General features: G+C 64.7%; 25 protein-coding genes. 18 read left to right on the top strand and 7 right to left on the bottom strand.

The features are described from left to right. Positions 1 to 2: 2 nt before the first annotated feature. The gene (locus ACVW16_RS12995; protein ID WP_456738283.1) at positions 3 to 1220 is read left to right on the top strand and encodes a DUF1501 domain-containing protein; all 1218 of its coding nucleotides are present in this window, start codon (positions 3 to 5) and stop codon (positions 1218 to 1220) included. Between the two features lie 79 nt (positions 1221 to 1299). After that, positions 1300 to 1623 (top strand): antibiotic biosynthesis monooxygenase family protein, encoded by a 324-nt coding sequence (locus tag ACVW16_RS12990; protein ID WP_456699594.1) that lies wholly within the window; start codon positions 1300 to 1302, stop codon positions 1621 to 1623. Between the two features lie 16 nt (positions 1624 to 1639). On the opposite strand, the gene ACVW16_RS12985 is transcribed toward ACVW16_RS12990, so the two are convergent. The 6 genes from ACVW16_RS12985 to ACVW16_RS12960 all read right to left on the bottom strand — a co-directional run bounded on the left by ACVW16_RS12985 (position 1640) and on the right by ACVW16_RS12960 (position 5510). Then, positions 1640 to 2581 carry an aldo/keto reductase gene (locus ACVW16_RS12985; RefSeq protein ID WP_456737299.1) on the bottom strand — a complete coding sequence of 314 codons (942 nt, stop codon included), beginning with the start codon at positions 2579 to 2581 and terminating at the stop codon, positions 1640 to 1642. Positions 2582 to 2838: 257 nt separating this feature from the next. Next, positions 2839 to 3294, bottom strand: coding sequence for an N-acetyltransferase family protein (locus ACVW16_RS12980; RefSeq protein ID WP_456737300.1), 456 nt, complete (start codon positions 3292 to 3294; stop codon positions 2839 to 2841). A 69-nt stretch (positions 3295 to 3363) separates the two neighbouring features. After that, positions 3364 to 4170 (bottom strand): PAS-domain containing protein, encoded by an 807-nt coding sequence (locus ACVW16_RS12975; RefSeq protein WP_456737301.1) that lies wholly within the window; start codon positions 4168 to 4170, stop codon positions 3364 to 3366. Positions 4171 to 4296: 126 nt separating this feature from the next. Further along, positions 4297 to 4455, bottom strand: a complete 159-nt coding sequence (locus ACVW16_RS12970) for a hypothetical protein (RefSeq protein ID WP_456699590.1) — start codon at positions 4453 to 4455, stop codon at positions 4297 to 4299. Positions 4456 to 4527: 72 nt separating this feature from the next. Further along, on the bottom strand, positions 4528 to 4704 hold the full coding sequence (locus ACVW16_RS12965) for a hypothetical protein (protein WP_456699589.1): 177 nt from the start codon (positions 4702 to 4704) through the stop codon (positions 4528 to 4530). Between the two features lie 155 nt (positions 4705 to 4859). After that, positions 4860 to 5510 (bottom strand): glutathione S-transferase family protein, encoded by a 651-nt coding sequence (locus ACVW16_RS12960; RefSeq protein ID WP_456699588.1) that lies wholly within the window; start codon positions 5508 to 5510, stop codon positions 4860 to 4862. Positions 5511 to 6114: 604 nt separating this feature from the next. On the opposite strand from ACVW16_RS12960, the gene ACVW16_RS12955 reads away from it, so the two are divergent. The 7 genes from ACVW16_RS12955 to ACVW16_RS12925 all read left to right on the top strand — a co-directional run bounded on the left by ACVW16_RS12955 (position 6115) and on the right by ACVW16_RS12925 (position 14158). Then, complete coding sequence (locus ACVW16_RS12955) at positions 6115 to 7317, top strand: pyridoxal phosphate-dependent aminotransferase (RefSeq protein WP_456699587.1); 1203 nt, start codon at positions 6115 to 6117, stop codon at positions 7315 to 7317. Positions 7318 to 7479: 162 nt separating this feature from the next. Next, the gene (locus tag ACVW16_RS12950) at positions 7480 to 7959 is read left to right on the top strand and encodes a DUF992 domain-containing protein (protein ID WP_456699586.1); all 480 of its coding nucleotides are present in this window, start codon (positions 7480 to 7482) and stop codon (positions 7957 to 7959) included. Positions 7960 to 8148: 189 nt separating this feature from the next. Beyond that, positions 8149 to 10197 (top strand): elongation factor G, encoded by a 2049-nt coding sequence (locus ACVW16_RS12945; RefSeq protein WP_456737302.1) that lies wholly within the window; start codon positions 8149 to 8151, stop codon positions 10195 to 10197. Between the two features lie 253 nt (positions 10198 to 10450). Beyond that, positions 10451 to 10723: a helix-turn-helix domain-containing protein gene (locus ACVW16_RS12940; RefSeq protein ID WP_018647504.1), complete on the top strand. Its 273-nt coding sequence runs from the start codon at positions 10451 to 10453 to the stop codon at positions 10721 to 10723. Positions 10724 to 10823: 100 nt separating this feature from the next. Then, positions 10824 to 12566 carry a SulP family inorganic anion transporter gene (locus ACVW16_RS12935; protein WP_456737303.1) on the top strand — a complete coding sequence of 581 codons (1743 nt, stop codon included), beginning with the start codon at positions 10824 to 10826 and terminating at the stop codon, positions 12564 to 12566. Between the two features lie 68 nt (positions 12567 to 12634). Continuing rightward, complete coding sequence (locus tag ACVW16_RS12930; protein WP_456737304.1) at positions 12635 to 13474, top strand: shikimate dehydrogenase; 840 nt, start codon at positions 12635 to 12637, stop codon at positions 13472 to 13474. 57 nt (positions 13475 to 13531) lie between these two features. Next, a complete protein-coding gene (locus ACVW16_RS12925) occupies positions 13532 to 14158 on the top strand; it encodes a hypothetical protein (RefSeq protein ID WP_456737305.1) in 627 nt (208 codons plus the stop codon). Between the two features lie 107 nt (positions 14159 to 14265). Here the strand turns inward: ACVW16_RS12925 and ACVW16_RS12920 are convergent, their stop codons facing one another. Beyond that, positions 14266 to 15408: an alpha-hydroxy acid oxidase gene (locus ACVW16_RS12920; RefSeq protein ID WP_456705087.1), complete on the bottom strand. Its 1143-nt coding sequence runs from the start codon at positions 15406 to 15408 to the stop codon at positions 14266 to 14268. A gap of 103 nt (positions 15409 to 15511) precedes the next feature. Between ACVW16_RS12920 and ACVW16_RS12915 the strand changes: the two genes are divergently transcribed. The 9 genes from ACVW16_RS12915 to ACVW16_RS12875 all read left to right on the top strand — a co-directional run bounded on the left by ACVW16_RS12915 (position 15512) and on the right by ACVW16_RS12875 (position 23529). Beyond that, a complete protein-coding gene (locus tag ACVW16_RS12915; protein ID WP_456699581.1) occupies positions 15512 to 15679 on the top strand; it encodes a hypothetical protein in 168 nt (55 codons plus the stop codon). Positions 15680 to 15901: 222 nt separating this feature from the next. Beyond that, the gene (gene glmM, locus ACVW16_RS12910; protein WP_456699580.1) at positions 15902 to 17245 is read left to right on the top strand and encodes a phosphoglucosamine mutase; all 1344 of its coding nucleotides are present in this window, start codon (positions 15902 to 15904) and stop codon (positions 17243 to 17245) included. A gap of 165 nt (positions 17246 to 17410) precedes the next feature. Next, positions 17411 to 18661: an MFS transporter gene (locus tag ACVW16_RS12905; RefSeq protein WP_456699579.1), complete on the top strand. Its 1251-nt coding sequence runs from the start codon at positions 17411 to 17413 to the stop codon at positions 18659 to 18661. A 228-nt stretch (positions 18662 to 18889) separates the two neighbouring features. Continuing rightward, positions 18890 to 19762: an outer membrane protein gene (locus ACVW16_RS12900; protein ID WP_456737306.1), complete on the top strand. Its 873-nt coding sequence runs from the start codon at positions 18890 to 18892 to the stop codon at positions 19760 to 19762. Positions 19763 to 19929: 167 nt separating this feature from the next. Next, entirely contained in the window at positions 19930 to 20751 is an 822-nt protein-coding gene (locus ACVW16_RS12895; RefSeq protein WP_456737307.1) for an outer membrane protein, read from the top strand. 74 nt (positions 20752 to 20825) lie between these two features. Beyond that, positions 20826 to 21416, top strand: a complete 591-nt coding sequence (locus tag ACVW16_RS12890; RefSeq protein ID WP_456737308.1) for a glutathione S-transferase family protein — start codon at positions 20826 to 20828, stop codon at positions 21414 to 21416. A 30-nt stretch (positions 21417 to 21446) separates the two neighbouring features. Next, complete coding sequence (locus tag ACVW16_RS12885; protein ID WP_456699575.1) at positions 21447 to 21911, top strand: N-acetyltransferase family protein; 465 nt, start codon at positions 21447 to 21449, stop codon at positions 21909 to 21911. Between the two features lie 174 nt (positions 21912 to 22085). After that, positions 22086 to 22277 carry a hypothetical protein gene (locus ACVW16_RS12880; protein ID WP_456749039.1) on the top strand — a complete coding sequence of 64 codons (192 nt, stop codon included), beginning with the start codon at positions 22086 to 22088 and terminating at the stop codon, positions 22275 to 22277. Positions 22278 to 22356: 79 nt separating this feature from the next. After that, positions 22357 to 23529 carry a phosphoserine transaminase gene (locus ACVW16_RS12875; RefSeq protein ID WP_456737310.1) on the top strand — a complete coding sequence of 391 codons (1173 nt, stop codon included), beginning with the start codon at positions 22357 to 22359 and terminating at the stop codon, positions 23527 to 23529. The last annotated feature ends 20 nt before the right edge of the window (positions 23530 to 23549 follow it).

The raw sequence follows: 23549 nt of genomic DNA, 5'->3' as shown, positions 1-23549 counted from the left end.
TGATGATCGACTGCGTCGAAAACCGGCTCCTCACCTCGCGCCGCGGCCTTCTGCTCGGCGGCGCGTCGTTTGCAGCCTGGGCCTATCTGCCGAAATTCGCGCGCGCAGCCGACGGGCGCGATCCCCGACTGATCGTGGTGATCCTGCGCGGTGCGCTCGATGGGCTCGCGACCGTCGCGCCGATCGGCGACCCCGATTATGCCGGCCTGCACGGCTCGATCGCGCTCACGGCGGATGGCGCGCATCCCGCGCTGATGCTGGACTCCTTCTTCGGGCTGCATCCGTCGATGCCGGAATTCGCGCGCATGTACCGCGCCCAGCATGCCGCGGTGATTCACGCGGTCTCGACGCCTTACCGCGATCGCTCGCATTTCGACGGCCAGGACGTGCTCGAGAGCGGCTACGCCGGCCCCGGTCGCGTGCAGTCGGGCTGGCTCAATCGTGCGCTCGAGGCGCTGCCGCGCGGCGAGCGCGTGTCGAGCGGACTTGCGGTCGGTCCGACCACGCCGCTGGTGCTGCGCGGCAATGCGCCGACCGTCGGCTGGGCGCCGGTCGCGCTGCCGCAGGCCGACGACGACACCGCGATGCGGCTGGTCGATCTCTACCGCCATCGCGATCCGGCGCTGGCCTCGGCGCTGACGCAGGGCCTGCAGTTGGAGAAGGCTGCGAGCGGCGACGACATGAAGCCGAAGCCCGGCAATGCCGTCGCGCAGATGCGCCAGGTCGCACGCGGCGCCGCGAAGCTGATGGCCGCCGATGATGGCCCGCGCATCGCGGCGCTCGCTTTCGACGGCTGGGATACGCATGCCAATGAAGGCGGCCCCGTCGGACGTCTCGCCTTCCTGCTCGGCGGTCTCGACGGCGCGCTCGCCGAATTCGAAAGCGGGCTCGGCGATCGCTGGCGCGACACCGTCGTCGTCGTCGCCACCGAGTTCGGCCGCACCGCGCGCATCAACGGCACTGAGGGCACCGATCATGGCACCGGCACCATCGCGTTGCTCGCCGGTGGGGCCGTGAAGGGCGGTCGCGTCATCTCAGACTGGCCCGGCCTCAAGCCCGGCAATCTCCACGAGGCCCGCGACCTCAAGCCCACCACCGACCTGCGCTCCGTGATCAAGGGCGTGCTGCAAAGCCAGTTCGGCCTGTCGGATCAGGTGCTGGCCCAGACGGTGTTCCCCGACAGCGCAAGCGCAAGGCCGATGAAGGGGCTGGTCGCTTGATTCCATCATTCCGTTGCCTTGCCTTGCGGCGCGTCGCGGAATGACGACATGATCGCCTGAGCATCAGGAGAGGCAAGCCATGTACATCGCCATGAATCGCTTCCGTGTCGTCAAGGGCTCGGAGGCTGCCTTCGAGCAGGTCTGGTTGTCGCGCGACAGCCATCTGGACAAGGTGCCCGGCTTCGTCGAATTCCATCTGCTGCGCGGACCGGAGCTCGAGGACCATACGTTGTATGCGTCGCATACGGTGTGGGCCAATCACGCGGCGTTTGACGCGTGGACCAAGTCGGAAGCGTTTCGTGCTGCCCATCACAGGGCCGGCGACAACAAGCCGCTGTATCTCGGCCACCCCCAGTTCGAAGGTTTCGAGGTGATGCAGACGGTGGCGCGCGGCGCGCAATGACGGCGCGCCGACACGATCATCCCAGCGTGATCTTGTCGATCTCGGCGCGATCGTCCGCGCTCAGCCGCCAGGCGATCGCCTTGACGTTCTGCTCGACCTGCTCGATGCGGGTGGCGCCTGCGATCACGCTCGAGACCTGCGGACGCGCGGCGAGCCAGGAGAAGGCGAGCTCGAGCATCGAATGGCCGCGTGCCTGCGCAAAGGCCTGCAGCTTCTCGACGGTATCCTCGTTGCGCGGCGTGACGTAGCGATCGCGCAGCGCCGGCGCCTTGCCGAAGCGCGTATCGGCGGGCGCTGCCGCGCCGCGCTGATATTTGCCGGTCAACAGACCGCTCGCCAGCGGGAAGAACGGCAGCAGGCCGAGCTTGTATTCCTCGGCGGCGGGCAGCAAATCCTTCTCGATGTCGCGAACGAGGAGACTGTACTCGTCCTGTGCCGAGACGAAACGGCCGACATTCATCGCGCGCGCGGTGAATTCGGCTTCGGCGATGCGCCACGCCGGAAAGTTGGAATGGCCGATGTAGCGGACCTTGCCCTGGCGGACGAGATCGTCGAGCGCGCGCAGCGTCTCCTCCAGCGGCGTCAGCGGATCGAAATCATGCTGCTGGTAGAGATCGATGTAGTCGGTCTTGAGCCGCGTCAGGCTGGCCTCGACAGCGTTCATGATGTAGCGCCGCGAGGCACCCTGCTTGGTGCCGTCGGGCGCCATCGGCTTGGAATATTTCGTGGCGAGTACGATGTCCTTGCGGCGGTCGCCGAGCACGGTGCCGAGCACGGTCTCCGAGCCGCCCTGGCCCGCATAGATATCGGCGGTGTCGAACAGCGTGATGCCAAGATCGATCGCGCGGTGGATCACCTTGCGCGAGGTTTCCAGATCGGTGCGCTGGCCGAAATTGTTGCACCCGAGCCCGACCGCGGACACGCGCAGGCCGGAGCCGCCGAGATTGCGAATTTCCATGACAGGTCCTGTCAAAGGAGAGCCGGCGGCCATTGTGACCGCGCTGCGACACAGCGGCAAGCACTTGCCTGCGTTGCAGCCATGCCGCCACGGAATTGCAGGCAAAAAAATGCGGCCCCTGTCAGACGCGGCGACTGACGGGGACCGCCTGAGGCGCTTGATCGGTGACGGGGGGGCCAGATCAGACGCACATGCAACCTAACCCCGGTGTGTTACGCGCCGGTGACAGCAGGACTTATCCACAGGTGTGGTGAGGATCAGAACAGCTTGCGGTAGACGATGAAGCCGGAGCGTTCCGCGACCTTGTCGTAGAGGCTCTGTGCCGTGGTGTTGGTCTCATGGGTCTGCCAGTAGACGCGCGGCGCGCCCGCGAGCCTGGCGCGCTCGTAGACGCCGTAGATCAGTGCCGAGGCGACGCCCTTGCCGCGCGAAGCCTCGTTCGTGAACAGGTCTTGCAGATAGCACGACGGCTCGATCGCGGTGGTGCTGCGATGGAACAGGTAATGCGTCAGCCCGAGCAGCTTGCCGTCGCTCTCGGCGACCAGCGCATGCACCGGCTCATAGGCATCGAAGAAGCGCTGCCAGGTCATGCGTGTGATTTCGGGCGCCAGCGCGGTCGGGCCGGAGCGGCCGTAGAAGGCATTGTAGCCGTCCCACAGCGGCAGCCATTGATCGTAGTCCTGCCGGGTGACGGAGCGAATGGCGAGCGACATCTGGGAAATCCGTGGATCGATGCTGCGCCTTCATACGTGATGATGGGTCCGTCGATCAATGGCGTCGCATCACTCCGCCGGCCGAAGATGGCGGATCAGCTTGCGCCCCTGGGGATCGCGCAGCGAGCGATAATAGTCGGCGCGCGCCGGCGCGTCGGTGTGGCGCACGAGGTCGGTGACGGGCGTATAGCTCAGCATGCGGCCGCCGTCGGGCAGCGCGGTGCACACGAAGCGCAGCACCTCGCCATTGCGCAAGGCGATGTTGATCGGCGTGGCATCGCCGATTCGCACCATCTCCATCCGCTGCGCGATGAAGAGACCCAGCTCATCCTCCGGCAGATCGAACGCGTCGGTGTCCCGGCCGTGATACATCAGCGCGATGAAGGGCGGCTTGTCGTCGGCCTTTTCGTCCGGCAGCGCGAAATAGTCACGGAAGGCGCGGTTGATGAATTCGGCGCGGGTCTCGCCGTCGAGCAGCACGATGCCGATATCGACCTGGTCGAGTGCGGCCGACAAGCGTGCCGCACTGGCGTGGTTGTGCCGCTCGGCGGCGAAAGCAGCGAGCAGGCGTTCGCGCATCAGCCCGGTGATTGCGGCGGTGCCGCCGGTCGTGAGCGCGAGCAGCGCGAGCTGAGCGAGATCGGTCGCGGTCATGCCCGGCGTTGAACGATCGCCGAGCGACAGCAACAGCGTGCCGATCACGGCGATGGTGGCGCTGGCAAGCGCCGACGCCAAGCCTGAGAGCGAAGCGGCCAACGCCACGATGCAGACGAACAGCGGTGCGAGCATGAGCGCATGACGATCGAATGGGGTCGCCAGCAGTGCGATCACTACCGTCAGCACGGGACCGCATATGGTACGCCATTCGAACCGCATGGCCTGGCTCGTTCCTCCCTGAACGAGAAGGCGATTACACTGACCCATGGTTGCGCGAGCGCAATCCGGATTCGCTTGTTGCGCTTAACGGGCGCTTGCGAGCGGGCCCAAAGCTTTCGGATGATTTTAGACCAAATGGGCGTGCATGATGCGCTGTTGCGCGGCGGGCGCGTTCCATGTCGACGTTCCCGGGCCCTTGCGGGTGCCGACGAAAATCAACAGCGAGGCCGCGACCAGGATGGCCGCAGTCAGGGTGATTGCAACGATGACCACGGGCGATTTCATCGGTGTCCCATCGGGATGCCATAGGCGGCGGGCCGCGCGGCACCTTGAAGGCGATCCAGAATGAAACCGGGATCAGACCGGCAGGCCCATCGCCATGCTCGCCTTGGTCGACAGCACCGTGAGGGTGACGATCAGGCACAGCGAGAGGGCGGCGACGGCGAGCGATGCCGCGACCGCGCTGGTCAGCCGGGAAGACGCGACGGTATCGGTGTGGCCCTGAAAGCCGACCGTGCCGGACGCCCGCATCATGGGTCCAAATCCTTCAACGTGCGAGCGAATCACCCGCGACGCCTCATAACGTCACAATTTCAACCGGCAATATTGGGGCAGCGATCGCGTCGAAAACGGCAGGATTGGGGCAAAGGTTAACGCAATGCCCGCTATTTCTTAACGCTGCACCGGATTTAAGCCCCCGCCGCGATGCTGGCGGGGTTGTCGATGTCGGCGGGACGCCAGTCCATCGCCACGAAGCCGGGGGCAGCCTCGACGCGCTTCAGCCAGTCCCGGATCGCCGGGAACGGCGCGAGATCGAAGTCGCAACGGTCGGCGAGGTGGGTGTAGCCGTACAGCGCGATGTCGGCGACGGTGAGCTGGCGCGCGGCGAAGTAGGCATTGGCCTTGAGATGGTTCTCCATCACCTGGAGCGCGCCGTAGCCGCGCTCCATCCAGTCCTCCAGAGCGTGGGTCTGGAGGTCGCGCCCACCCTTGACCAGCGACAGCCAGAAATAGGCGGCACCGATATTCGGCTCGAGCGCGTGCTGCTCGAAGAACATCCACTGCAGCGCCTCGGCGCGATCGATGCGGTTCTCCGGTGCGAGCGGCGTGCCGACGGCAACGTACCAGAGGATGGCATTCGACTCGGCAAGGAAGCGGTTGTCGCCGACCTCGAGCAGCGGCACCTGACCGGACGGGTTCTTGGTCAGGAAGTCAGGCGTGCGGCTCTCGCCGCGCAGAATGTCCACCTCGACCGCTTCGTAAGGCTGGTTCAACAGCGCCAGCGCAAGGCGGACCTTGTAGCTGTTGCCCGAGCGCTGCATCGAATAGAGCTTGTACATTCTGGGAGTTCGATTCCGGGATCAGGGAGGTGCGGTGCTTGTTGTCCCGCATCGCGGCTAAACAATGATGCCGATGCGAATCCGCCGCAAGGGCCGCTCAATAGAAAAACTGGAAAACTCTACCGCACTGCAACTCCAGGAAAGATCATGTTCGTGCGACGCTGCAAATCAGATCACGCTTGCGTCAACATGCAGAACTCATCGCGTCGCGCGGTCGTGCGTAGAGTACGCTGAAGTCGCCACATCGTCATGGCCGGGCAAAGCCGTCCGAAGGACGGCGTCGCTTCCGCTCGGCTATGGCCCGGCCATCCACGCCTTGCCGCGCGACGCGCAGAACGTGGATGTCCGGGACAAGAGCCCGGGCATGACGGCTCATGGCACACGCACGATTGCTCCGAGGACAAGCCTTGCCGGATATGAGGGGTTTGCCCGGTAAAGTTGCGGAAAATTGCGGGAAATCGAGCTTGAAACGCTGAGGTCCCATAAACTTTTCCGAGATCGGGCCGAAGTTTCTTGCGGTGCTGCGGCACACGTTTTAGGGTGTCTTCATTCCCACAATTGGAGTCGTGAGCAAAGGGTTCACGACGCTTGTCAGGAGATGACGATGTCCTTCCTTGCCGCTGCGCTCGACCGTGTGAAGCCGTCCGCGACCATCGCGGTCACGGATAAAGCACGCGCGCTGAAAGCGGCGGGCCGCAACGTCATCGGCCTCGGTGCCGGCGAGCCCGATTTCGACACGCCGGCCAACATCAAGCTGGCGGCGATCCACGCCATCGAATCAGGCAAGACCAAGTACACCGCGGTGGACGGCATTCCCGAGCTGAAGGACGCGATCATCGCGAAGTTTCAGCGCGAGAACGGTGTCGCCTACAAGCCGAACCAGATCATCGTCGGCACCGGCGGCAAGCAGGTGCTCTACAACGCGCTGATGGCGACCATCAACCCGGGCGACGAGGTGATCATCCCGGCGCCCTATTGGGTCAGCTATCCTGAAATGGTAGCGCTCGCCGGCGGCGAGCCGGTGCCGGTGGTCTGCACCGCCGCTGACGGATTCAAGCTGCAGGCCGCGGCGCTCGATCGCGCGATCACGCCGAAGACCAAATGGGTCATCCTGTGCTCGCCGTCGAACCCGACCGGCGCCGCCTACACCAGGGCCGAGCTGAAGGCGCTCACCGACGTGTTGGTCAAGCATCCGCATGTCTGGGTGATGACCGACGACATGTACGAGCATCTCGTCTACGACGACTTCCAGTTCACCACCGTCGCGCAGGTCGAGCCCAGCCTCTACGACCGCACGCTCACCGTGAACGGCGTGTCGAAGGCCTATTGCATGACCGGCTGGCGTATCGGCTACGCCGGTGGTCCTGCGCATCTGATCAAGGCGATGTCGACCATCCAGTCGCAATCGACCTCGAACCCGTCCTCGATCTCGCAGTGGGCGTCGGTGGAAGCGCTGAACGGTCCGCAGGACTTCATCGCGGCCAACAACAAGGTGTTCAAGGAGCGTCGCGATCTCGTCGTCTCCATGCTCAACCAGGCCAACGGCATCGAGTGCCCGCGTCCCGAAGGTGCGTTCTACGTCTACCCGTCCTGCGCCGGCACGATCGGCAAGAAGGCGCCGTCGGGGAACGTGATCTCGAACGATGAGCAGTTCGTCACCGAGCTCCTGGAAACCGAAGGCGTCGCCGTCGTGCAGGGTTCGGCCTTCGGCCTCGGCCCGGCCTTCCGCATCTCCTACGCGACCAAGACCTCCGACCTCGAAGACGCCTGCAAGCGTATCCAGCGCTTCTGCGGCAATCTGCGCTGAGCCTGAAGTAACGATCCGATACGGAAGGGCCCGCCTGATGTGGGCCCTTTTTCCTTCACATTCGAGCGATCTGGCACGCTCACGCCACTTGTGGCATAGAACGCCGGTGCGGCCGCCTGCCGTGCCTCTTTGCCTGCATCACATTCATCGCCGGAGACATTCATGCGCCGCTCATTCCTCCTCGCCGGGCTCGCTGCCGCGAGCCTCGTTGCCTCCATCGCGAGCGCCAGCGCTCAGTCGCGCTTGGTGCAGGTCGGGGTGCTCGAATGCCGCGGCGGTGCCAGCATCGGCTTCGTGGTGGGATCGGTGACCAATCTCGGCTGCGTGCTGCGCGCCGACGGCCTGCCTGAAGACCGCTATGTCGCGACAATCCGCAAAGTGGGCCTCGACATCGGCATCACCCAGGAAACCACGCTGGCCTGGGGCGTGTTCGCGCCGGTCAACCGGCTCGGCCCCGGCGATCTCTCCGGCAATTACGCGGGCGCGCAGGGCAGCGCCTCGGTCGGGGTCGGCCTCGGTGGAAACGTGTTGGTCGGCGGCTCCAACAATTCGATCGCGCTCCAGCCGCTCAGCGTGCAGGGCCAGGTCGGCCTCAACGTCGCGGCCGGACTCGAAAGCCTGGAACTGCGTCCGGGTCGCTGAGACGCGTCAATGGCGGTGCCGCTTTCACGTCTCCCAACTGGGGAAAGGGGGAACGCCAACAGTCAGGACCTAATCGAACTGACGACGCACCGCAGCGACGTTTGATGCTTGCCAAATCTCGGGGAGGGGCAGAGCATCTGCGCTTGCCGACCCAATCATGGGCCGAGCTCCACACCAAGGAGGCGGCGAATGGGACAAGACGTCAGAAGTCCCCGAGGTCCACGGTGCATTGCGCTGGTGGGCCCTTTCCAAGCAGGTAAAACCACACTTCTCGAAGCGATCCTGGCGCGTACGGGCGCAATCCCCCGCGCCGGCAGTGTCGATGCCGGAACGTCCGTCGGCGACGCCACGCCCGAGGCGCGTCAGCACAAGATGACCGTCGGGCTCACTGCCGCGAGCACGAACTTCATGGGCGACAGCTACACTTTCCTGGATTGTCCCGGGTCCGTTGAGTTCGCCCACGACATGCGCGCCGCTTTGCCCGCGGTCGACGCCGCCATCGTGGTCTGCGAGGCCGACGAGAAGAAGCTGCCGCAGCTGCAGATCATCCTGCGCGAGCTGGAGGAGCTGAAGATTCCGCGTTTCCTGTTCCTGAACAAGATCGACCGCGCCAACGAGCGCATCCGTGAGACGCTCGCGATGCTCCAGCCCGCTTCGCGCGTGCCGCTGGTGCTGCGCCAGATCCCGATCTGGAAAAACGAGCTGATCGAAGGCTTTGTCGATCTCGCACTGGAACGTGCGTTCATTTATCGCGAGCACAGGGCCTCCGAAGTGGTCGCGCTCGACGGAGGCAATCTCGATCGGGAGAAGGAAGCGCGCTTCTCGATGCTGGAGAAGCTCGCCGATCACGACGATGCGCTGATGGAGCAACTGCTCGAGGACATCCAGCCGCCGCGTGATGCGGTGTTCGACGATCTTGCCCGCGAATTGCGCGAAGGGCTGATCTGTCCCGTGCTGCTCGGTGCCGCCGCGCGCGAAAACGGCGTGCTGCGCCTGATGAAGGCGCTGCGCCACGAGGCGCCGGGAATCGCGGAGACCGCAAAACGTCTCGGCGCGCCCGAGACCAAGGACGCGCTCGGCTTCGTGTTCAAGACGCTGCACTCGCAGCACGGAGGAAAGCTGTCGCTGACGCGGCTGCTCTCCGGCCATCTCGACGACGGTGCCACGCTGCAATCCTCCTCCGGTGCAACGAGCCGTATCTCCGGCATCCTCGCGGTGAGCGGCGCTTACGACAGCAAGCGGACCTCGGCCGAAGCCGGTGACACCGTGGCGCTGGCCAAGCTCGATCCCGTCAAGACGGGCGACACCGTGTCGAGCGGCAAGACCGCGCCGGCTGCACTCACGGCGTCGGAGCCGACGCCACCGGTGCTCGCCATGTCGGTTGCGGCCACCGACCGCAAGGACGACGTCAAGCTCGGTCAGTCGTTGATGCGGCTGCACGAAGAGGATCCCTCGCTCATCGTCGTGCAGAATGCCCAGACTCACGACACCGTGCTGTGGGGGCAGGGCGAGATGCACTTGCGCGTCGCCAGCGAGCGGTTGCGCGATCGCTTCGGCGTCAAGATCTCCTCGCATCCGCCCGCGATCGGGTACCAGGAGACCGTCCGCAAGTCGATCACCCAGCGCGGCCGTCACAAGAAGCAGTCCGGCGGTCATGGTCAGTTCGGCGACGTCGTGCTCGAGATCAAGCCGCTGCCGCGCGGCGAGGGCTTCAAGTTCGCCGAGACGGTCGTCGGCGGCGCGGTGCCACGCAATTATATCGGTGCGGTGGAAGAGGGTGTGGTCGACGGGCTCGCGCGCGGCCCGCTCGGTTTCCCCGTGACCGATGTGCAGGTGACGCTGACCGACGGCTCCTATCACAGCGTCGATTCCTCCGATCTCGCCTTCCGTACGGCGGCGCGGATCGGGCTCAACGAAGGCCTGCCGCAATGCCAGTCGGTATTGCTGGAGCCGATCCACGTCGTCGAGATCGTCTGTCCGACCGATGCCACCGCCAAGATCAATGCGATCCTGTCGGCGCGGCGCGGCCAGATCCTCGGTTTCGACACCCGCGACGGCTGGAGTGGCTGGGATAGCGTCCGTGCCATGATGCCGGAAGCCGAGATCGGCGAGCTCATCGTCGAGCTGCGTTCGGCCACGGCAGGCGCCGGCAGCTTCACCCGTCAGTTCGACCACATGGCCGAGGTGACCGGCCGTGCCGCCGACCAGATCATCGCCGCGCATCAGCACGCGGCGTGATTGGTCAGGAGCCCGTCTCTCTCTCTCTCTCTCTCTCTCTCTCTGTTTCACGGGAGAGGGAGAGCGGGGAGCGATGATCTGACCACCCGTCATTGCCAGTGAAGCGAAGCAATCCAGGGTCTTTCCGCGAACGGATTCCTGGATTGCTTCGCTCGCAATGAGGAGAGGCTTGCATTCGCCTTCAACATGATGTATTTTACATCATTGTATACGCGTAAAATATCACTTATAGTAGCTGGTACGTGAGGCTAAGGTGATCACGTCATTCCAGATGCGGGCGGCCCGTGCGCTGCTCGGCATTGATCAGAAAACCCTGGCCGAGCTTGCCGGCGTGTCGTTGCCGACAATCCAGCGGATGGAGGCCTCGACCGGCAATGTGCGCGGCGTGGTCGAGACCCTGATGAGGGTCGTCGAGGCGTTCGACCGGGCCGGCGTCGAGTTGATCGGCGAACAGGCCCGCAGCGACAGCGGCGGACGCGGCGTTCGCCTGAAGGAGCCGGGGCCGCCGCGTCGCGTGGGGGCATGATCGCGATGATCGTGCCCGCGATCAAGATGGACTAACGCATCGTCGCGCGCGCTGCACGATGCGCCGAAGCATTGTGGGGCCAGCGGAGCACTTTGCCGACATGAGCATCACGAGCGATCACGCAGGCGAACTGCGTCAGTTGCGTCGGCCGACTTTCGCCGAACTCTATCTGCCGAAACTCGTCACCGTCTGGCGCGAAGGCTATGGCTTCGCGGATTTCCGCGCCGACGTGTTCGCAGGGCTGACCGTCGCCATCGTCGCGCTGCCGCTGTCGATGGCCATCGCGATCGCATCGGGCGTGACGCCGGATCGCGGCCTTTATACGGCCGTTGTCGGCGGCTTCATCGTGTCGCTGCTCGGCGGCAGCCGGTTTCAGATCGGCGGGCCCGCGGGCGCCTTCATCGTGCTGGTCGCGGTGACAGCGGAGCGCCACGGCGTCGACGGCGTCATCCTCGCCACCCTGATGGCCGGCATGGTCCTGATCGCCGCGGGCCTGTTGCGCATCGGGACCTACATCAAGTTCATTCCCTATCCGGTGACCATCGGCTTCACGGCCGGCATCGCCATCATCATCTTTGCGAGCCAGCTGCGCGATCTCGCTGGCATCACGCTCGCCGGAAAAGAACCCAGCGAGTTCGTGCCAAAGCTCGTCGCGCTCGCGGGTGGTCTGCACACCGTCAATCCATCTGCGCTCGGCGTCGCTGTCGTCAGCATCGCTGTCATCGCCGGCCTGCGGCGCTGGCGGCCGTCCTGGCCCGGAATCCTGATCGCGGTCGTGCTCGCGGCGGTCGCGTCGGCTGTGCTGTCGCTGCCGATCGAAACCATCGGTAGCCGCTTCGGCGGCATTCCCCGCGAATTGCCGTCACCGGCGCTGCCGGCGTTCTCACTCGCGAAGGCGGCGGCGGTGCTGCCGGATGCGATCTCGTTCGCGCTGCTCGCGGCCATCGAATCGCTGTTGTCGGCGGTGGTGGCCGACGGCATGACGGGCCGCCGCCATCGCTCCAATTGCGAGCTGGTGGCGCAAGGTGCCGCCAATATCGGCGCCGCGCTGTTCGGCGGCATCTGCGTCACCGGGCTGATCGCGCGCACCGCGACCAATATCCGCGCCGGCGCCCGCGGCCCGCTCGCGGGCATGCTGCACTCGCTCTTTCTGCTGCTGTTCATGCTGATCGCAGCACCGCTTGCGAGCTATATCCCGCTGGCCGCGCTCGCCGCCGTTCTCGTCGTGGTGTCCTGGACCATGGCGGAGAAGCACGAATTCGCGACGCTGCTGCGTTCCTCCCGGGGCGATGCAATCGTGCTGCTCGCAACCTTCCTGCTGACCATCTTCCGCGACCTGACCGAAGGCATCTTGGTCGGCTTCGCGCTCGGTGCGGTGCTGTTCATCCATCGCATGGCAGAGATGACCGGCATCGAGCAGCGGTCGCCGCTGGTGGTGGCCGACCGCGCCGACGATGGCAATGGCGAGCGCGTGCCTTACGATTCCGCACTCGCGGTCGACCCCGACGTGCTGGTCTACCGCATCACCGGCGCGTTCTTCTTCGGCGCGGCTTCGGCCATCGGAGGCGTGCTCGAGGGCGTCGCGGACAGGCGCAAGGCGCTCGTCGTCGATTTCGCGGCGGTGCCGTTCCTGGACTCCACCGCGGCGAATGTGTTGGGGCGCGTCGCAGCCAAGGCCCAGCGCCAGGGCATCCGGCTGTTCATCACGGGGGCTTCGCCCACGGTCCGCCGCGCATTGCTGACGCACGGAGTGAGCCCGCGACGCGCGCGTTATCGTCAGACCATCGAGCGCGCGGTCGCGGATATCAAGGCAGCCTCGGGCGCGACCGAAGCCACGGCATAGCCCCGCCTGCTTGACAGGGCCGGCCGGACGCGAAATGGATCGCGCTCGAACTTGACCCGAGGCAAAGGATGAACGTGACCAAGGCTCCAGCGGCCTGCTTGATCGGATGGCCGGCCGCGCATTCGCGCTCGCCGCTGATCCATCGTTACTGGCTGCGTACGCTCGGCATCGAAGGCGGCTACGTCATCGAGGCTGTTCCGCCCGAGGACCTCAGGGATTTCGTCCTGCGGCTGTCGTTGCGCGGCTTCGTCGGCGCCAATGTCACCATCCCGCACAAGGAAGGCGTGATGGCGCTGTCGAGCCCGGACGGGCGTGCCAGGGCCGTGGGCGCGGCCAACACATTGTGGTTTGCCGATGGTGAGCTGCGTTCCACGAACACTGACGTCGAGGGCTTTCTCGGCAATCTCGACGCCAGCGCGCGCCTTTGGGACGCGGCCGACGAGGCACTGGTGCTGGGAGCCGGCGGCGCCTCGCGCGCGGTCGTGTTCGGCTTGCTCGAACGTGGCTTCACGCGCGTTCATCTCGCCAACCGCACGCCGGCGCGGGCCGAGGCGCTGGCCGCGCAGTTCGGGCCGAAGGTGCTTCCGCTGTCGTGGGACGGGATCAACGAGGTCCTGGCGCGCGCAAAACTTCTCGTGAACACGACCTCGCTTGGCATGCACGGCCAGGGCGCGCTCGAGGTCGATGTGGCCCGCCTGCCGTCTGACGCCGTGGTCGCCGACCTCGTCTACGTCCCCCTGGTGACGCCGCTGCTCGCGGCCGCCGGCGCCCGCGGGTTGAGGACCGCCGACGGGCTCGGCATGCTCCTGCACCAGGCCGTGCGCGGCTTCGAACTGTGGTTCGGCCAGCGGCCACTGGTGACAGCCGAGTTGCGCGCGCTGGTCGAGGCCGATCTCACAAAGACTTGAGCGAATAGTGCGCCGTCTCCGGCGTTCTACCTCCGTGGGGACTATCCGGAGACATCAATGACGATCCAACGTGCCAGTTTCACACGCCCGCTCATCGCTGTTGCGATGGTGGCTGCTTCCACCCTTGCCGCCGTCGCGCAAAAGGCGCCGGTGCCGACCCGCGTGCGCGGCACGATCGAGAGCGTCGATGGCGACACGATGCAGGTCAAGTCGCGCTCCGGCGAGGACGTCAAGCTGCGTATCGCTTCCGACGCGCGCATCGCCGGCGTCGCCAAGATTTCGCTCGCCGACATCAAGGTCGGCTCTTTCGTCGGCGCCACCACCGTGCCGGGGCCTGGCGGCGGCAACAACGCCCTCGAGGTTCACGTGTTTCCGGAGAGCATGCGCGGCACCGGCGAGGGCTCGCGGCCCTACGATCTCAAGCCGAACTCGAGCATGACCAATGCCACGGTGTCGGAGAGCGTGGTCGGCAATGACGGCCATACGCTGCTGGTGAAGTACAAGGACGGCGAGAAGAAGGTGTTCGTTTCCGATATGACGCCGGTCGTGACCTTCGTGCCTGGCGACAAGTCCGAGCTGAAGGCCGGCGCCAAGATCATCGCCTTCATGAAGCAGTTGCCCGATGGCTCGTTCGAGACCAACCGCGTCAGCGTCGGCCGTGACGGCCTGACCCCGCCGATGTGATCGACGTACGCCGGACTAGCGGCGGTCGGGCGGGGTTGCCGCGTCTGATCGCCGCAAGTCCCGAGGAGGCGGTGGGCGCGCTGACGCCTTGCGCACCCTCCGACACGTTACGGTGCCTCCGCGATGATGTGCTCGTCGATCTCGTCGATCCTGTTGACGCCGCACAGGCCCATCGTGGTCAGCAGCTCTTTCTGGATGATGTCGATCGCCTTCGCCACGCCGGCCTGGCCGCCGGCACCCAGGCCATAGGCATAGGCGCGGCCGATCATGCAGGACTTTGCGCCGAGCGCGAGCGCGCGCATCACGTCCTGGCCGGAACGGATGCCGCCGTCGAACATGATCTCCATCTTCTCACCGACGGTGTCGACGATCTCCGGCAGCACCTCGATCGAGGACGGCGCACCGTCGAGCTGGCGGCCGCCATGGTTCGAGACCACCAGCGCCTGGGCGCCGGTCTTGGCCGCTTCCTCGGCGTCCTCGACGTCCAAAATGCCCTTGATGATGAGCTTGCCCGGCCAGATGCTCCGGATCCACTCGACGTCCTTCCAGTTCAAGGAGGTGTCGAACTGAGAGGCGGTCCATTCGGCGAGCCGGTTGAGGTCCTCGGTGTTCTTCACATGGCCCGCGATATTGCCGAAGGTGCGGCGCTTGCCCTGCAGCACACCGGAGACCCAGGCCGGTTTGGTCGCGAAATCGAAGAACTTCGACAGCGACCATTCCGGGGGAATGGTCATGCCGTTCTTGATGTCGGCGTGGCGCTGGCCGATCACCTGCAAGTCGACCGTCAGCACCAGTGCGCTGCACTTCGCGGCGATCGCGCGCTGGACCAGATCCTTGATGAAGCCGCGGTCCTTCATCACGTAGAGCTGGAACCAGAACGGCTTGTCGACGGCGGCGGCGATATCCTCGATCGAGCAGATCGACATCGTCGATTGGGTGAACGGGATGCCGGCGGCCTGCGCCGCGCGGCAGGCGTGAATCTCGCCATCGCCATGCTGCATGCCGAGCAGGCCGACCGGCGCCAGGATCAGCGGCATCGTCGAGGGCTCGCCGAGGATCGTGGTCGAGGTGTCGCGCTTGGAGACGTCGACCAGGATGCGCTGGCGGAACTTGATCGCCTGCAGGTCCTCGCGGTTGGCGCGCAGCGTTTCCTCGGAATAGGAGCCGCGGTCGCAATAGTCGAAGAACGCCTTCGGCACGCGGCGTTTATGCAGCGCGCGAAGATCGTCGATACAGGTGATGTGCTTCATGAACGTTCCCCAGCCCGTCTTGTCCCAGGCGTCTTGCATCGGAAGATCGAGGGGTCATCTAGCATGGTTGGATGCACAGCCAAATCGTTTGCGAGAGGGCGTCATGACCAAGCCGCACGCCGGACCTTCACCGGAAGAGATCAAGGAAAAGCAGGACCTCGAGGATGCGCTGGAGGAGGGTCTGGAAGAGACCTTTCCGGGCTCCGATCCCGTCAACGTGACCCAGCCGGCGCCAAGCCGCGCGGATGGTCATGTAAAGCGGACGGACTAGGGGCGGTTCCCTCTCGTTCCAGCGTTCCAGCCATGATACATAGTGTTAACAATGGGTTGCAGGGGCGATGGCGGCTCCTGGCCCCGTAATGATTAATCACATTTTTTGAAACCAAATTAGCCCCGATGGCTCTATAACACGCCCAGCAAATCAGGGATGCGGGGCCCGCCAGGGCAGCCGCAGCTTGTCTTGGGGATCCCTGGTTGTTGCGTGGGGGACGATATGAGCCGCAAATATTTCGGGACGGACGGTATCAGGGGCCGCGCCAACGGACTGATCACGCCGGAGCTCGCGCTCAAGGTCGGCCAGGCCGCGGGCCTTGCGTTTCAGCGCGGTGATCACCGCCACCGGGTCGTGATCGGCAAGGACACCCGTTTGTCCGGTTACATGATCGAATACGCGATGGTCGCGGGCTTCACCTCGGTCGGCATGGACGTGCTGCTGGTCGGGCCGATGCCGACGCCGGCGGTGGCGATGCTGACCAAGTCGATGCGCGCCGATCTCGGCGTCATGATCTCGGCCTCGCACAATCTGTTCGAGGATAACGGCATCAAGCTGTTCGGCCCCCAGGGCTTCAAGCTCTCGGACGATGTCGAGAAGCAGATCGAGCAGCTGCTCGACGAGCCGATCGAGAAGCGGCTCGCGCAAAGTGCGAGCCTGGGCCGCGCCCGCCGTATCGACGGCGTGCATGATCGTTACATCGAATTCGCCAAGCGCACGCTGCCGCGCGATCTCTCGCTCGACGGCCTGCGCGTCGTGGTCGATTGCGCGAACGGCGCTGCCTACAGGGTGGTGCCGGAAGCCCTGTGGGAATTGGGCGCCGACGTCGTGCCGATCGGCGTCGAGCCCGACGGCTTCAACATCAACAAGGATTGCGGCTCGACCTCGCCGGAAGCGCTGTCGAAGAAGGTGCGCGAGATGCGCGCCGACATCGGCATCGCGCTCGACGGTGACGCCGACCGCGTCATCCTGGTCGACGAGCGCGGCCATGTCGTCGACGGCGACCAGCTGCTGGCCGTGATCGCGCAGAGCTGGAAGGAAGACGGCCGCCTCTCGCGTCCGGGCATCGTAGCCACCGTGATGTCCAATCTCGGCCTCGAGCGCTTCCTGAAAGGGCAGGGTCTCGATCTCGTGCGCACGCCGGTCGGCGACCGCTACGTGCTCGAGCAGATGCTGAACGGCGGCTACAATCTCGGCGGCGAGCAGTCCGGCCACATTATCCTGTCCGACTACGCCACGACAGGCGACGGCTTCGTTGCCGCGCTTCAGGTGCTCGCGGTCGTGCAGAAGCTGCGCCGGCCGGTGTCGGAGGTCTGCCATCGCTTCGATCCGCTGCCGCAGATCCTCAAGAACGTCCGTCACAAGGGCGGCAAGCCGCTCGATGATTCCGATGTCAAGTCGGCGATCTCGGACGGCGAGAAGCGGCTCAACGGCCATGGCCGTCTGTTGATCCGCTCGTCGGGCACCGAGCCCGTGATCCGCGTCATGGGCGAGGGCGAGGACCGCATCCTGGTCGAGGACGTCGTCGACACCATCGTCTCCGCGCTGGGGCAGGCTGCGGCTTGAGGCACACCGGTTTCCGCGTACGCGGTTCTTCACCTCTCTCCAGCGGGGAGAGGTGAACGCCGGAGCTCCATCGCGCATCCCAGCCATTTGCGATTGGCGGTGGATCGGCTGCCGCCAGCATCGTACCTGTGAGGTCGCGGCAATCTGCCGCGCCGGGATGCTGCATTGAACAAGCCTGTCGTCGTCTCAGAGGAAACGCTCACCGAGCCCGTCGTCGTCAGCGACGTCGCGCCTGCCGCCAAGGCGGCCGCGGGGCCGGCCTATGTCGTGCTCGCCGGCATCAGCTTCTCGCACTTCCTCAACGATACCATGCAGTCGCTGATCGCCTCGGTGTATCCGATCCTGAAGGACACCTACGCGCTCGACTTCGCGCAGATCGGCATGATCACGCTGGCGTTCCAGTTCACGGCGTCGCTGCTGCAGCCGGTGGTCGGCCACTACACCGACAAGAAGGCGCAGCCTTACTCGCTGTCGATCGGGATGGCCTCGACCTTCTTCGGCCTGCTGCTGCTCAGCGCCGCGCACCAATATCTCATCATCCTGATCGCGGCTGCGCTGGTCGGTCTCGGCTCCGCGGTGTTCCATCCCGAATCCGCCCGTATCGCACGGCTTGCCTCCGGGGGGCGTTATGGCTTCGCGCAATCGGTGTTCCAGCTCGGCGGCAGTTTCGGTACCTCGATGGGGCCGGTGCTCGCAGCCCTCATCGTCGTGCCGTTCGGTCAAGGCAGCATCGCCTGGTTCTCTTCGATCGCGGGCCTTGCCATCATCATCCTCTGGCGCATCGGCCGCTGGTACGAACCGCAGATCAAGGCCAGGAAGACGGCGGCGGTTCAGGCCCATCCTGATGCCCCGAGCTCGCGCCGCGTCGCTGTTGCGCTTCTCGTGCTGGTGGCGCTGCTGTTCTCGAAACAGCTCTACGTCTCGAGCCTGTCGAGCTACTACATCTTCTATCTGATCGACCGCTTCGGCGTGTCGACGCAGGCGGCGCAGATCTACCTCTTCATTTTCCTGGCGGCCAACGCGGTCGGCGCGTTCCTGGGCGGACCGCTCGGCGATCGCTTCGGCCGCAAGATCGTGATCTGGATTTCGATTCTCGGCGCGCTGCCGTTCACGCTGGCGCTGCCCCATGCCGGGCTCTATGCAAGCGCAGTGCTGTCGGTGATCATCGGCCTCATCATCTCCTCGACGACGTCGTCGATCATCGTGTTCGCGCAGGAACTGGTGCCGCATCGCTTCGGCATGATCTCCGGCGTGTTCTTCGGCGTCGCGTTCGGCATCGGCGGCCTGGGGGCGGCCGTGCTCGGCAAGGTCGCCGACCATACGTCGATCGAGTTCGTCTATCAGGTCTGCGCCTACCTGCCGGCGATCGGCCTGCTTGCCGTGTTCCTGCCAAAACTGCCACGGCACGCGCGTTAACAGTTCCTCCCTTGCCGCCACGCGGCTTCACCAATCGTTAGCAATTGCGGCGTGCAAGCGCCGCATTTTTGCAACGCTTGCGCGGCATCCGCGTGCAGGTAGAGAAAAAATCAACCTTAAAAATTAGGGTTAAGTGGCGCTTAAGAGTTTGGTGCCATCGTCCGGCCCGTGAGTTTCCAGAACGTGAGGCGCTCGTATTGAGCCTCACCGGCCATAAGGACGAAGCCAATGCGTAGCGTTAAGTCTCTCCTTGCCGCGGGTGCGGCATCACTGATCTCGTCGATGGCATTCGCCGCCGATATGCCGATCGCGGCTCCGCCCCCCATGTACGCGCCGCCCCCGCCCGCCGACTTCGGCGGCTGGTATCTGCGTGGCGACATCGGCTTCAGCAATCAGAGCGTGAAGAACATCAGGAAGTCCGATCCCGCAGCTTACTCCCAGGTCAGTTCGCTCAACGAGACGACAGGTTTCGACGCGGCGGGAATCTACGGCCTCGGCGTCGGCTATCGGGTCAACAGCTGGTTCCGCACGGATTTTACCGGTCAATACCGCGGCAATTCCAACTTCAAAGGCTCGGATGTCTTCCAGGCTTCCGCCTACGGCGTAGGTTACTCCGGAATCGATAACTACAGCGCCAGCAAATCGGAATTGCTTTTCCTGGCCAACGCCTATGTCGACCTGGGCACGTGGTGGTGTATCACCCCGTTCATCGGTGCTGGCGTCGGCGCAGCGCGCGTCAATATTTCAAACTTCACCGACACCGGTGCCGTTTCGCCGTTTGTCGCAGCGGGCCCGACCGTTACCAACGGAGCATTTCCGAGCTACGCGACCGCAGCGAGCGGGTCCAAGTGGAATTTCGCCTGGGCAGCCCACGCCGGTCTGGCCTACAAGGTTAGCCAGAGCATGACCCTCGAATTGGCCTACAGCTACGTTGATCTCGGAAGCGGCACCACTGGCGCCATTTCAGACTTCACGGGCTTCACCCGGGGCAACACGTTCAAATTCAACGACATCACCTCGCACGATGTGAAGCTCGGCGTGCGCTGGGATCTCAACAGCCCGCCGGTCTACGCGCCGCCGCCGCTCGTCACCAAGGGCTGATCGCAAGCCTCATCGGTTAATCTGTCTTAACGGCGCGGGATCATCCCGCGCCGTTTTCGCTTTGCGCATTTTTCATGGCCTGGCGGCGACGAAAGCCCCAGGCGCAACCATTGGTTAAGGTTAACGGGCCATGATCACGGAGAGTTCGAGTTCAATGGAGCGTTGCAATGCGTAGGCTTTTGTTGGCAGCGGCGATTTTGGGATCGGTATCCGTCGCACACGCGGCCGATATGCCGGATCTCCCCGTCCTGCGCGGCGCGCTGACCGACGGACTGAGCAACTCCAACGTCATCTGGCAGGGCTTCTATGCCGGTGCCCAGGGCGGCTATGGAGCCTCGGACGAAAGCTTCAGTGGCACGAACGCCAACATGCTTGCCGCCTTGCTCGACCATAACGTGATCGAGCAGATGCAGGTCTCGCAATGGAATCTCGGGCTCGGCAAGCAATCGAGCCGCGCCAGCGGCTATGGTGCCTTCTTCGGGTATAACGAGCAGTGGGAAGACGTCGTCTACGGTCTCGAAATGAGCTATCTGCACGGCTCTTTTGGCGGCTCATCCAATGCGTTCAAGGAGCTCGTCAGCGGAAGCAAGCTTTCCGACGGCTCCTTTCACGACGTTGCGGTAACGTCCTCGGCCGCGATCGCGATCTCGGACATGGCGACGTTCCGTGGACGCGCGGCTTATTCCTGGGGCTGTTTCCTGCCCTACGTATTCGGCGGGCTCGCCCTCGGCAAGGCCGACATCTCGCGGTCGGTTCACGTCACCGATGCGGTCAGCACCGACGGAGTTTTTTTTACGCCGCTGCAGCCGCTGTCGGCGAACGATACCCAGCATAACCACCTGATCTACGGCTATACGGCCGGTCTCGGCATGGACGTCAACCTGGTTGGCGGTCTCTTCATGCGGGCGGAGTGGGAATACATTCGCTTCACCTCCCAGGTCGACACCAGCATCAACACCGTTCGTGCCGGCCTCGGCTACAAGTTCTAGGCGCGGCTTCCCCGCGTCGCGGTTGACAGGCCGGTTACGTCCTGATGCTCTGTCGCCCGGCATGGGGCGGCGCGATGCGGATTTACGGCGACAGCAATTCGGGCAATTGCCTGAAGGTGAAGTGGGTGTGCGATCATCTCGCATTGCCCTATCGCTGGATCGAGATCGACACCCGCAAGGGCGAGACGCGCACGCCGCAGTTCCTGAAGATGAACGGCGCCGGCCAGGTGCCGACCGTGGCTTTCGACGACGGCCGCACGCTGGCGCAGTCCAACGCCATCATCCGCTATCTCGCCCGCGACAGTGCGCTTGTTCCGCGCGACGCCTTTGTCGCTGCCAAAATGGACGAGTGGCTGTTCTGGGAGCAGTACAGCCACGAACCCTATATCGCGGTGTGCCGCTTCCAACTGGTGTATCTCGGCAAGGATGCTTCCGAGCTCGACCCTGACAAGGTCAAGCGCGGTCATGCGGCGCTCGAGCGCATGGAGCAGCATCTCGGAACGAGTCGCTTCTTCATCGGTGATGCGGTTTCGCTCGCCGACGTCTCGCTGCTCGCTTATACGCGCCTGGCGCATGAAGGTGGCTTCGATCTCGGCCGTTACGCCGCCATCCGGCGCTGGATTGCAGAAGCCGAGGCCTGTCTTGGCCTGCCGCCGGCGCGTTGAGCCCCTTGCGTTTAGCCCGGAGTTTTCCGCATGAGCGACAAGTCCGTGTTCATTCGTCCCGCGCGCCGCGAGGATGTTCCGGCGATCGTGGCTATGCTCGCCGACGATCATCTCGGCCGCGCCCGCGAGCGGGTCGAGGATCCCCTGCCTGCCGTCTACTACCAGGCCTTCGAGCGGGTCGAGCGCGATGCCAATCTCACGCTCGTGGTTGCGGAGAGCGAAGGCAGGGTGGTTGGCTGCCTGCAACTCGCGGTGCTCGCAGGCATCAGCTCGCAAGGCGGCATTCGCGGTCTGCTCGAGGATGTCCGCGTTGCCACCGATTGCCGCAGCCGCGGCATCGGCGAGCAATTGGTGCAATGGGCCGTGACGGAAGCGAAAGCACGCGGCTGCAACCTGGTCGAATTGCTGACGCATTCGAGCCGCGTGGATGCGCAGCGCTTCTACAAGCGCCTTGGATTTGCGTTGAGCCACGCCGGCATGACTGTGCGGTTTTGATGCAGCCCGTGGCAGCCGTTGCGCGATCAACGAAATCCGATCGCGCGTTCGTTCATCTTAAGGGCTGATAAACTACCCGTTCGTCGTTCACGTTGATTGGGGAACGAAGGGTGCTACGGCAGCGTCTCACACCGGGCTCGGGTCGGTTCGGGGATTTCGATGACAAGCTATTCCATGATCAAGGTCGGCAACGATTACGTCGTGCAGGCCGATGACAAATGCATTTTGAAAGTCGGCAGCCGCCGCCGCGCCGCGCAATTGATCAGCGAGGCCACGGACTTACTGAACGCGCTCGCGCCCGTCGCGTCCCCCGGTGTCGTGCCGGCGGAGCCATCACGCCAGGGTGAAGCGCCGGAACTTCCTTGACTGCTCTTCCCGATTCCCGTATCAGCCGCGGCGGGACACCTCCCCCCAACGGGAGGCTTACTATCTGGAAGGGTAGACGATGACTGTAGCGAAGCCCGCTTCGCGGCCGAACGTGCCGCATTTCTCCTCCGGCCCCTGCGCCAAGCGCCCCGGCTGGAACGCCCAAAATCTCAAGGACGCAGCGCTCGGCCGTTCGCATCGCGCGAAGGTCGGCAAGACCAAGCTCAAGCTCGCGATCGACCTGACCCGCGAAGTGCTTGAAGTGCCCGCCGATTACCGCATCGGCATCGTGCCGGCGTCCGACACCGGCGCGGTCGAGATGGCGCTGTGGTCGCTGCTCGGTGCGCGGCCCGTCACCACGCTGGCCTGGGAATCCTTCGGCGAAGGCTGGGTCAGCGACATCGTCAAGGAATTGAAGCTCAAGGACGTCACCAAGCTCAACGCTGGATACGGCGAGATCCCTGATCTCTCCAAGGTGGACCCTGCGAGCGACGTCATCTTTACCTGGAACGGTACCACCTCAGGCGTGCGCGTTCCGAACGCCGACTGGATCAGCGCGACCCGCGAAGGTCTCACGATCTGCGACGCGACGTCTGCCGCCTTCGCGCAGCCGCTCGATTTTGCAAAACTCGATGTCGTCACCTTCTCCTGGCAGAAGGCGCTCGGTGGCGAAGCCGCGCACGGCATGCTGATCCTGTCGCCCCGCGCGGTGGAACGCCTCGAGACCTACAAGCCGGCGTGGCCGTTGCCGAAAATCTTCCGCATGACCAAGGGCGGCAAGATCAACGAAGGCATCTTCGTCGGCGAGACCATCAACACGCCGTCGATGCTCTGCGTCGAGGATTATCTCGACGCGCTGAACTGGGCCAAGTCGATCGGTGGCCTCAAGGCGCTGATCGCGCGTGCCGACGCCAACACCAAGGTGCTGGCCGACTGGAAGGCGAAGACGCCCTGGATCGACTTCCTGGCCAAGGATGCCGCGATCCGATCCAACACCTCGGTGTGCCTGAAGTTCACCGACCCCGCGATCACCTCGCTCTCGGACGACGCGCAGGCGGAGTTCTCCAAGAAGCTGGTCGCGCTGGTCGAGAAGGAAGGCGCCGGCTACGACTTCGCATATTATCGCGATGCGCCGGCCGGCCTGCGCATCTGGTGCGGCGCCACCGTCGAGGCCAAGGACGTCGAGCTGCTGACGCAGTGGATCGACTGGGCTTTCGCCGAGACCAAGGCCACGCTCGCCAAGGCGGCCTAAGTTCTGACCCTCCCCCGGAG

Source organism: Bradyrhizobium sp. USDA 4474 (assembly GCF_054057515.1).
The sequence above is the reverse complement of the archived record's forward strand: the minus strand, read 5'-3'. Positions and strand labels throughout refer to the sequence as shown.

What these genes read in the sequence shown, in the direction of transcription:
- ACVW16_RS12880 (WP_456749039.1), top strand. Translation starts at nt 22,086, where the DNA reads ATGATCAAGGTCGGCAACGATTACGTCGTGCAGGCCGATGACAAATGC.
- ACVW16_RS12980 (WP_456737300.1), bottom strand. Translation starts at nt 3,294, where the DNA reads ATGTCGCTCGCCATTCGCTCCGTCACCCGGCAGGACTACGATCAATGG.
- ACVW16_RS12925 (WP_456737305.1), top strand. Translation starts at nt 13,532, where the DNA reads ATGACGATCCAACGTGCCAGTTTCACACGCCCGCTCATCGCTGTTGCG.
- ACVW16_RS12915 (WP_456699581.1), top strand. Translation starts at nt 15,512, where the DNA reads ATGACCAAGCCGCACGCCGGACCTTCACCGGAAGAGATCAAGGAAAAG.
- ACVW16_RS12995 (WP_456738283.1), top strand. Translation starts at nt 3, where the DNA reads ATGATCGACTGCGTCGAAAACCGGCTCCTCACCTCGCGCCGCGGCCTT.
- ACVW16_RS12945 (WP_456737302.1), top strand. Translation starts at nt 8,149, where the DNA reads ATGGGACAAGACGTCAGAAGTCCCCGAGGTCCACGGTGCATTGCGCTG.
- ACVW16_RS12900 (WP_456737306.1), top strand. Translation starts at nt 18,890, where the DNA reads ATGCGTAGCGTTAAGTCTCTCCTTGCCGCGGGTGCGGCATCACTGATC.
- glmM (WP_456699580.1), top strand. Translation starts at nt 15,902, where the DNA reads ATGAGCCGCAAATATTTCGGGACGGACGGTATCAGGGGCCGCGCCAAC.
- ACVW16_RS12920 (WP_456705087.1), bottom strand. Translation starts at nt 15,408, where the DNA reads ATGAAGCACATCACCTGTATCGACGATCTTCGCGCGCTGCATAAACGC.
- ACVW16_RS12950 (WP_456699586.1), top strand. Translation starts at nt 7,480, where the DNA reads ATGCGCCGCTCATTCCTCCTCGCCGGGCTCGCTGCCGCGAGCCTCGTT.
- ACVW16_RS12895 (WP_456737307.1), top strand. Translation starts at nt 19,930, where the DNA reads ATGCGTAGGCTTTTGTTGGCAGCGGCGATTTTGGGATCGGTATCCGTC.
- ACVW16_RS12985 (WP_456737299.1), bottom strand. Translation starts at nt 2,581, where the DNA reads ATGGAAATTCGCAATCTCGGCGGCTCCGGCCTGCGCGTGTCCGCGGTC.
- ACVW16_RS12885 (WP_456699575.1), top strand. Translation starts at nt 21,447, where the DNA reads ATGAGCGACAAGTCCGTGTTCATTCGTCCCGCGCGCCGCGAGGATGTT.
- ACVW16_RS12990 (WP_456699594.1), top strand. Translation starts at nt 1,300, where the DNA reads ATGTACATCGCCATGAATCGCTTCCGTGTCGTCAAGGGCTCGGAGGCT.
- ACVW16_RS12930 (WP_456737304.1), top strand. Translation starts at nt 12,635, where the DNA reads ATGAACGTGACCAAGGCTCCAGCGGCCTGCTTGATCGGATGGCCGGCC.
- ACVW16_RS12875 (WP_456737310.1), top strand. Translation starts at nt 22,357, where the DNA reads ATGACTGTAGCGAAGCCCGCTTCGCGGCCGAACGTGCCGCATTTCTCC.
- ACVW16_RS12975 (WP_456737301.1), bottom strand. Translation starts at nt 4,170, where the DNA reads ATGCGGTTCGAATGGCGTACCATATGCGGTCCCGTGCTGACGGTAGTG.
- ACVW16_RS12955 (WP_456699587.1), top strand. Translation starts at nt 6,115, where the DNA reads ATGTCCTTCCTTGCCGCTGCGCTCGACCGTGTGAAGCCGTCCGCGACC.
- ACVW16_RS12965 (WP_456699589.1), bottom strand. Translation starts at nt 4,704, where the DNA reads ATGATGCGGGCGTCCGGCACGGTCGGCTTTCAGGGCCACACCGATACC.
- ACVW16_RS12935 (WP_456737303.1), top strand. Translation starts at nt 10,824, where the DNA reads ATGAGCATCACGAGCGATCACGCAGGCGAACTGCGTCAGTTGCGTCGG.
- ACVW16_RS12890 (WP_456737308.1), top strand. Translation starts at nt 20,826, where the DNA reads ATGCGGATTTACGGCGACAGCAATTCGGGCAATTGCCTGAAGGTGAAG.
- ACVW16_RS12970 (WP_456699590.1), bottom strand. Translation starts at nt 4,455, where the DNA reads ATGAAATCGCCCGTGGTCATCGTTGCAATCACCCTGACTGCGGCCATC.
- ACVW16_RS12960 (WP_456699588.1), bottom strand. Translation starts at nt 5,510, where the DNA reads ATGTACAAGCTCTATTCGATGCAGCGCTCGGGCAACAGCTACAAGGTC.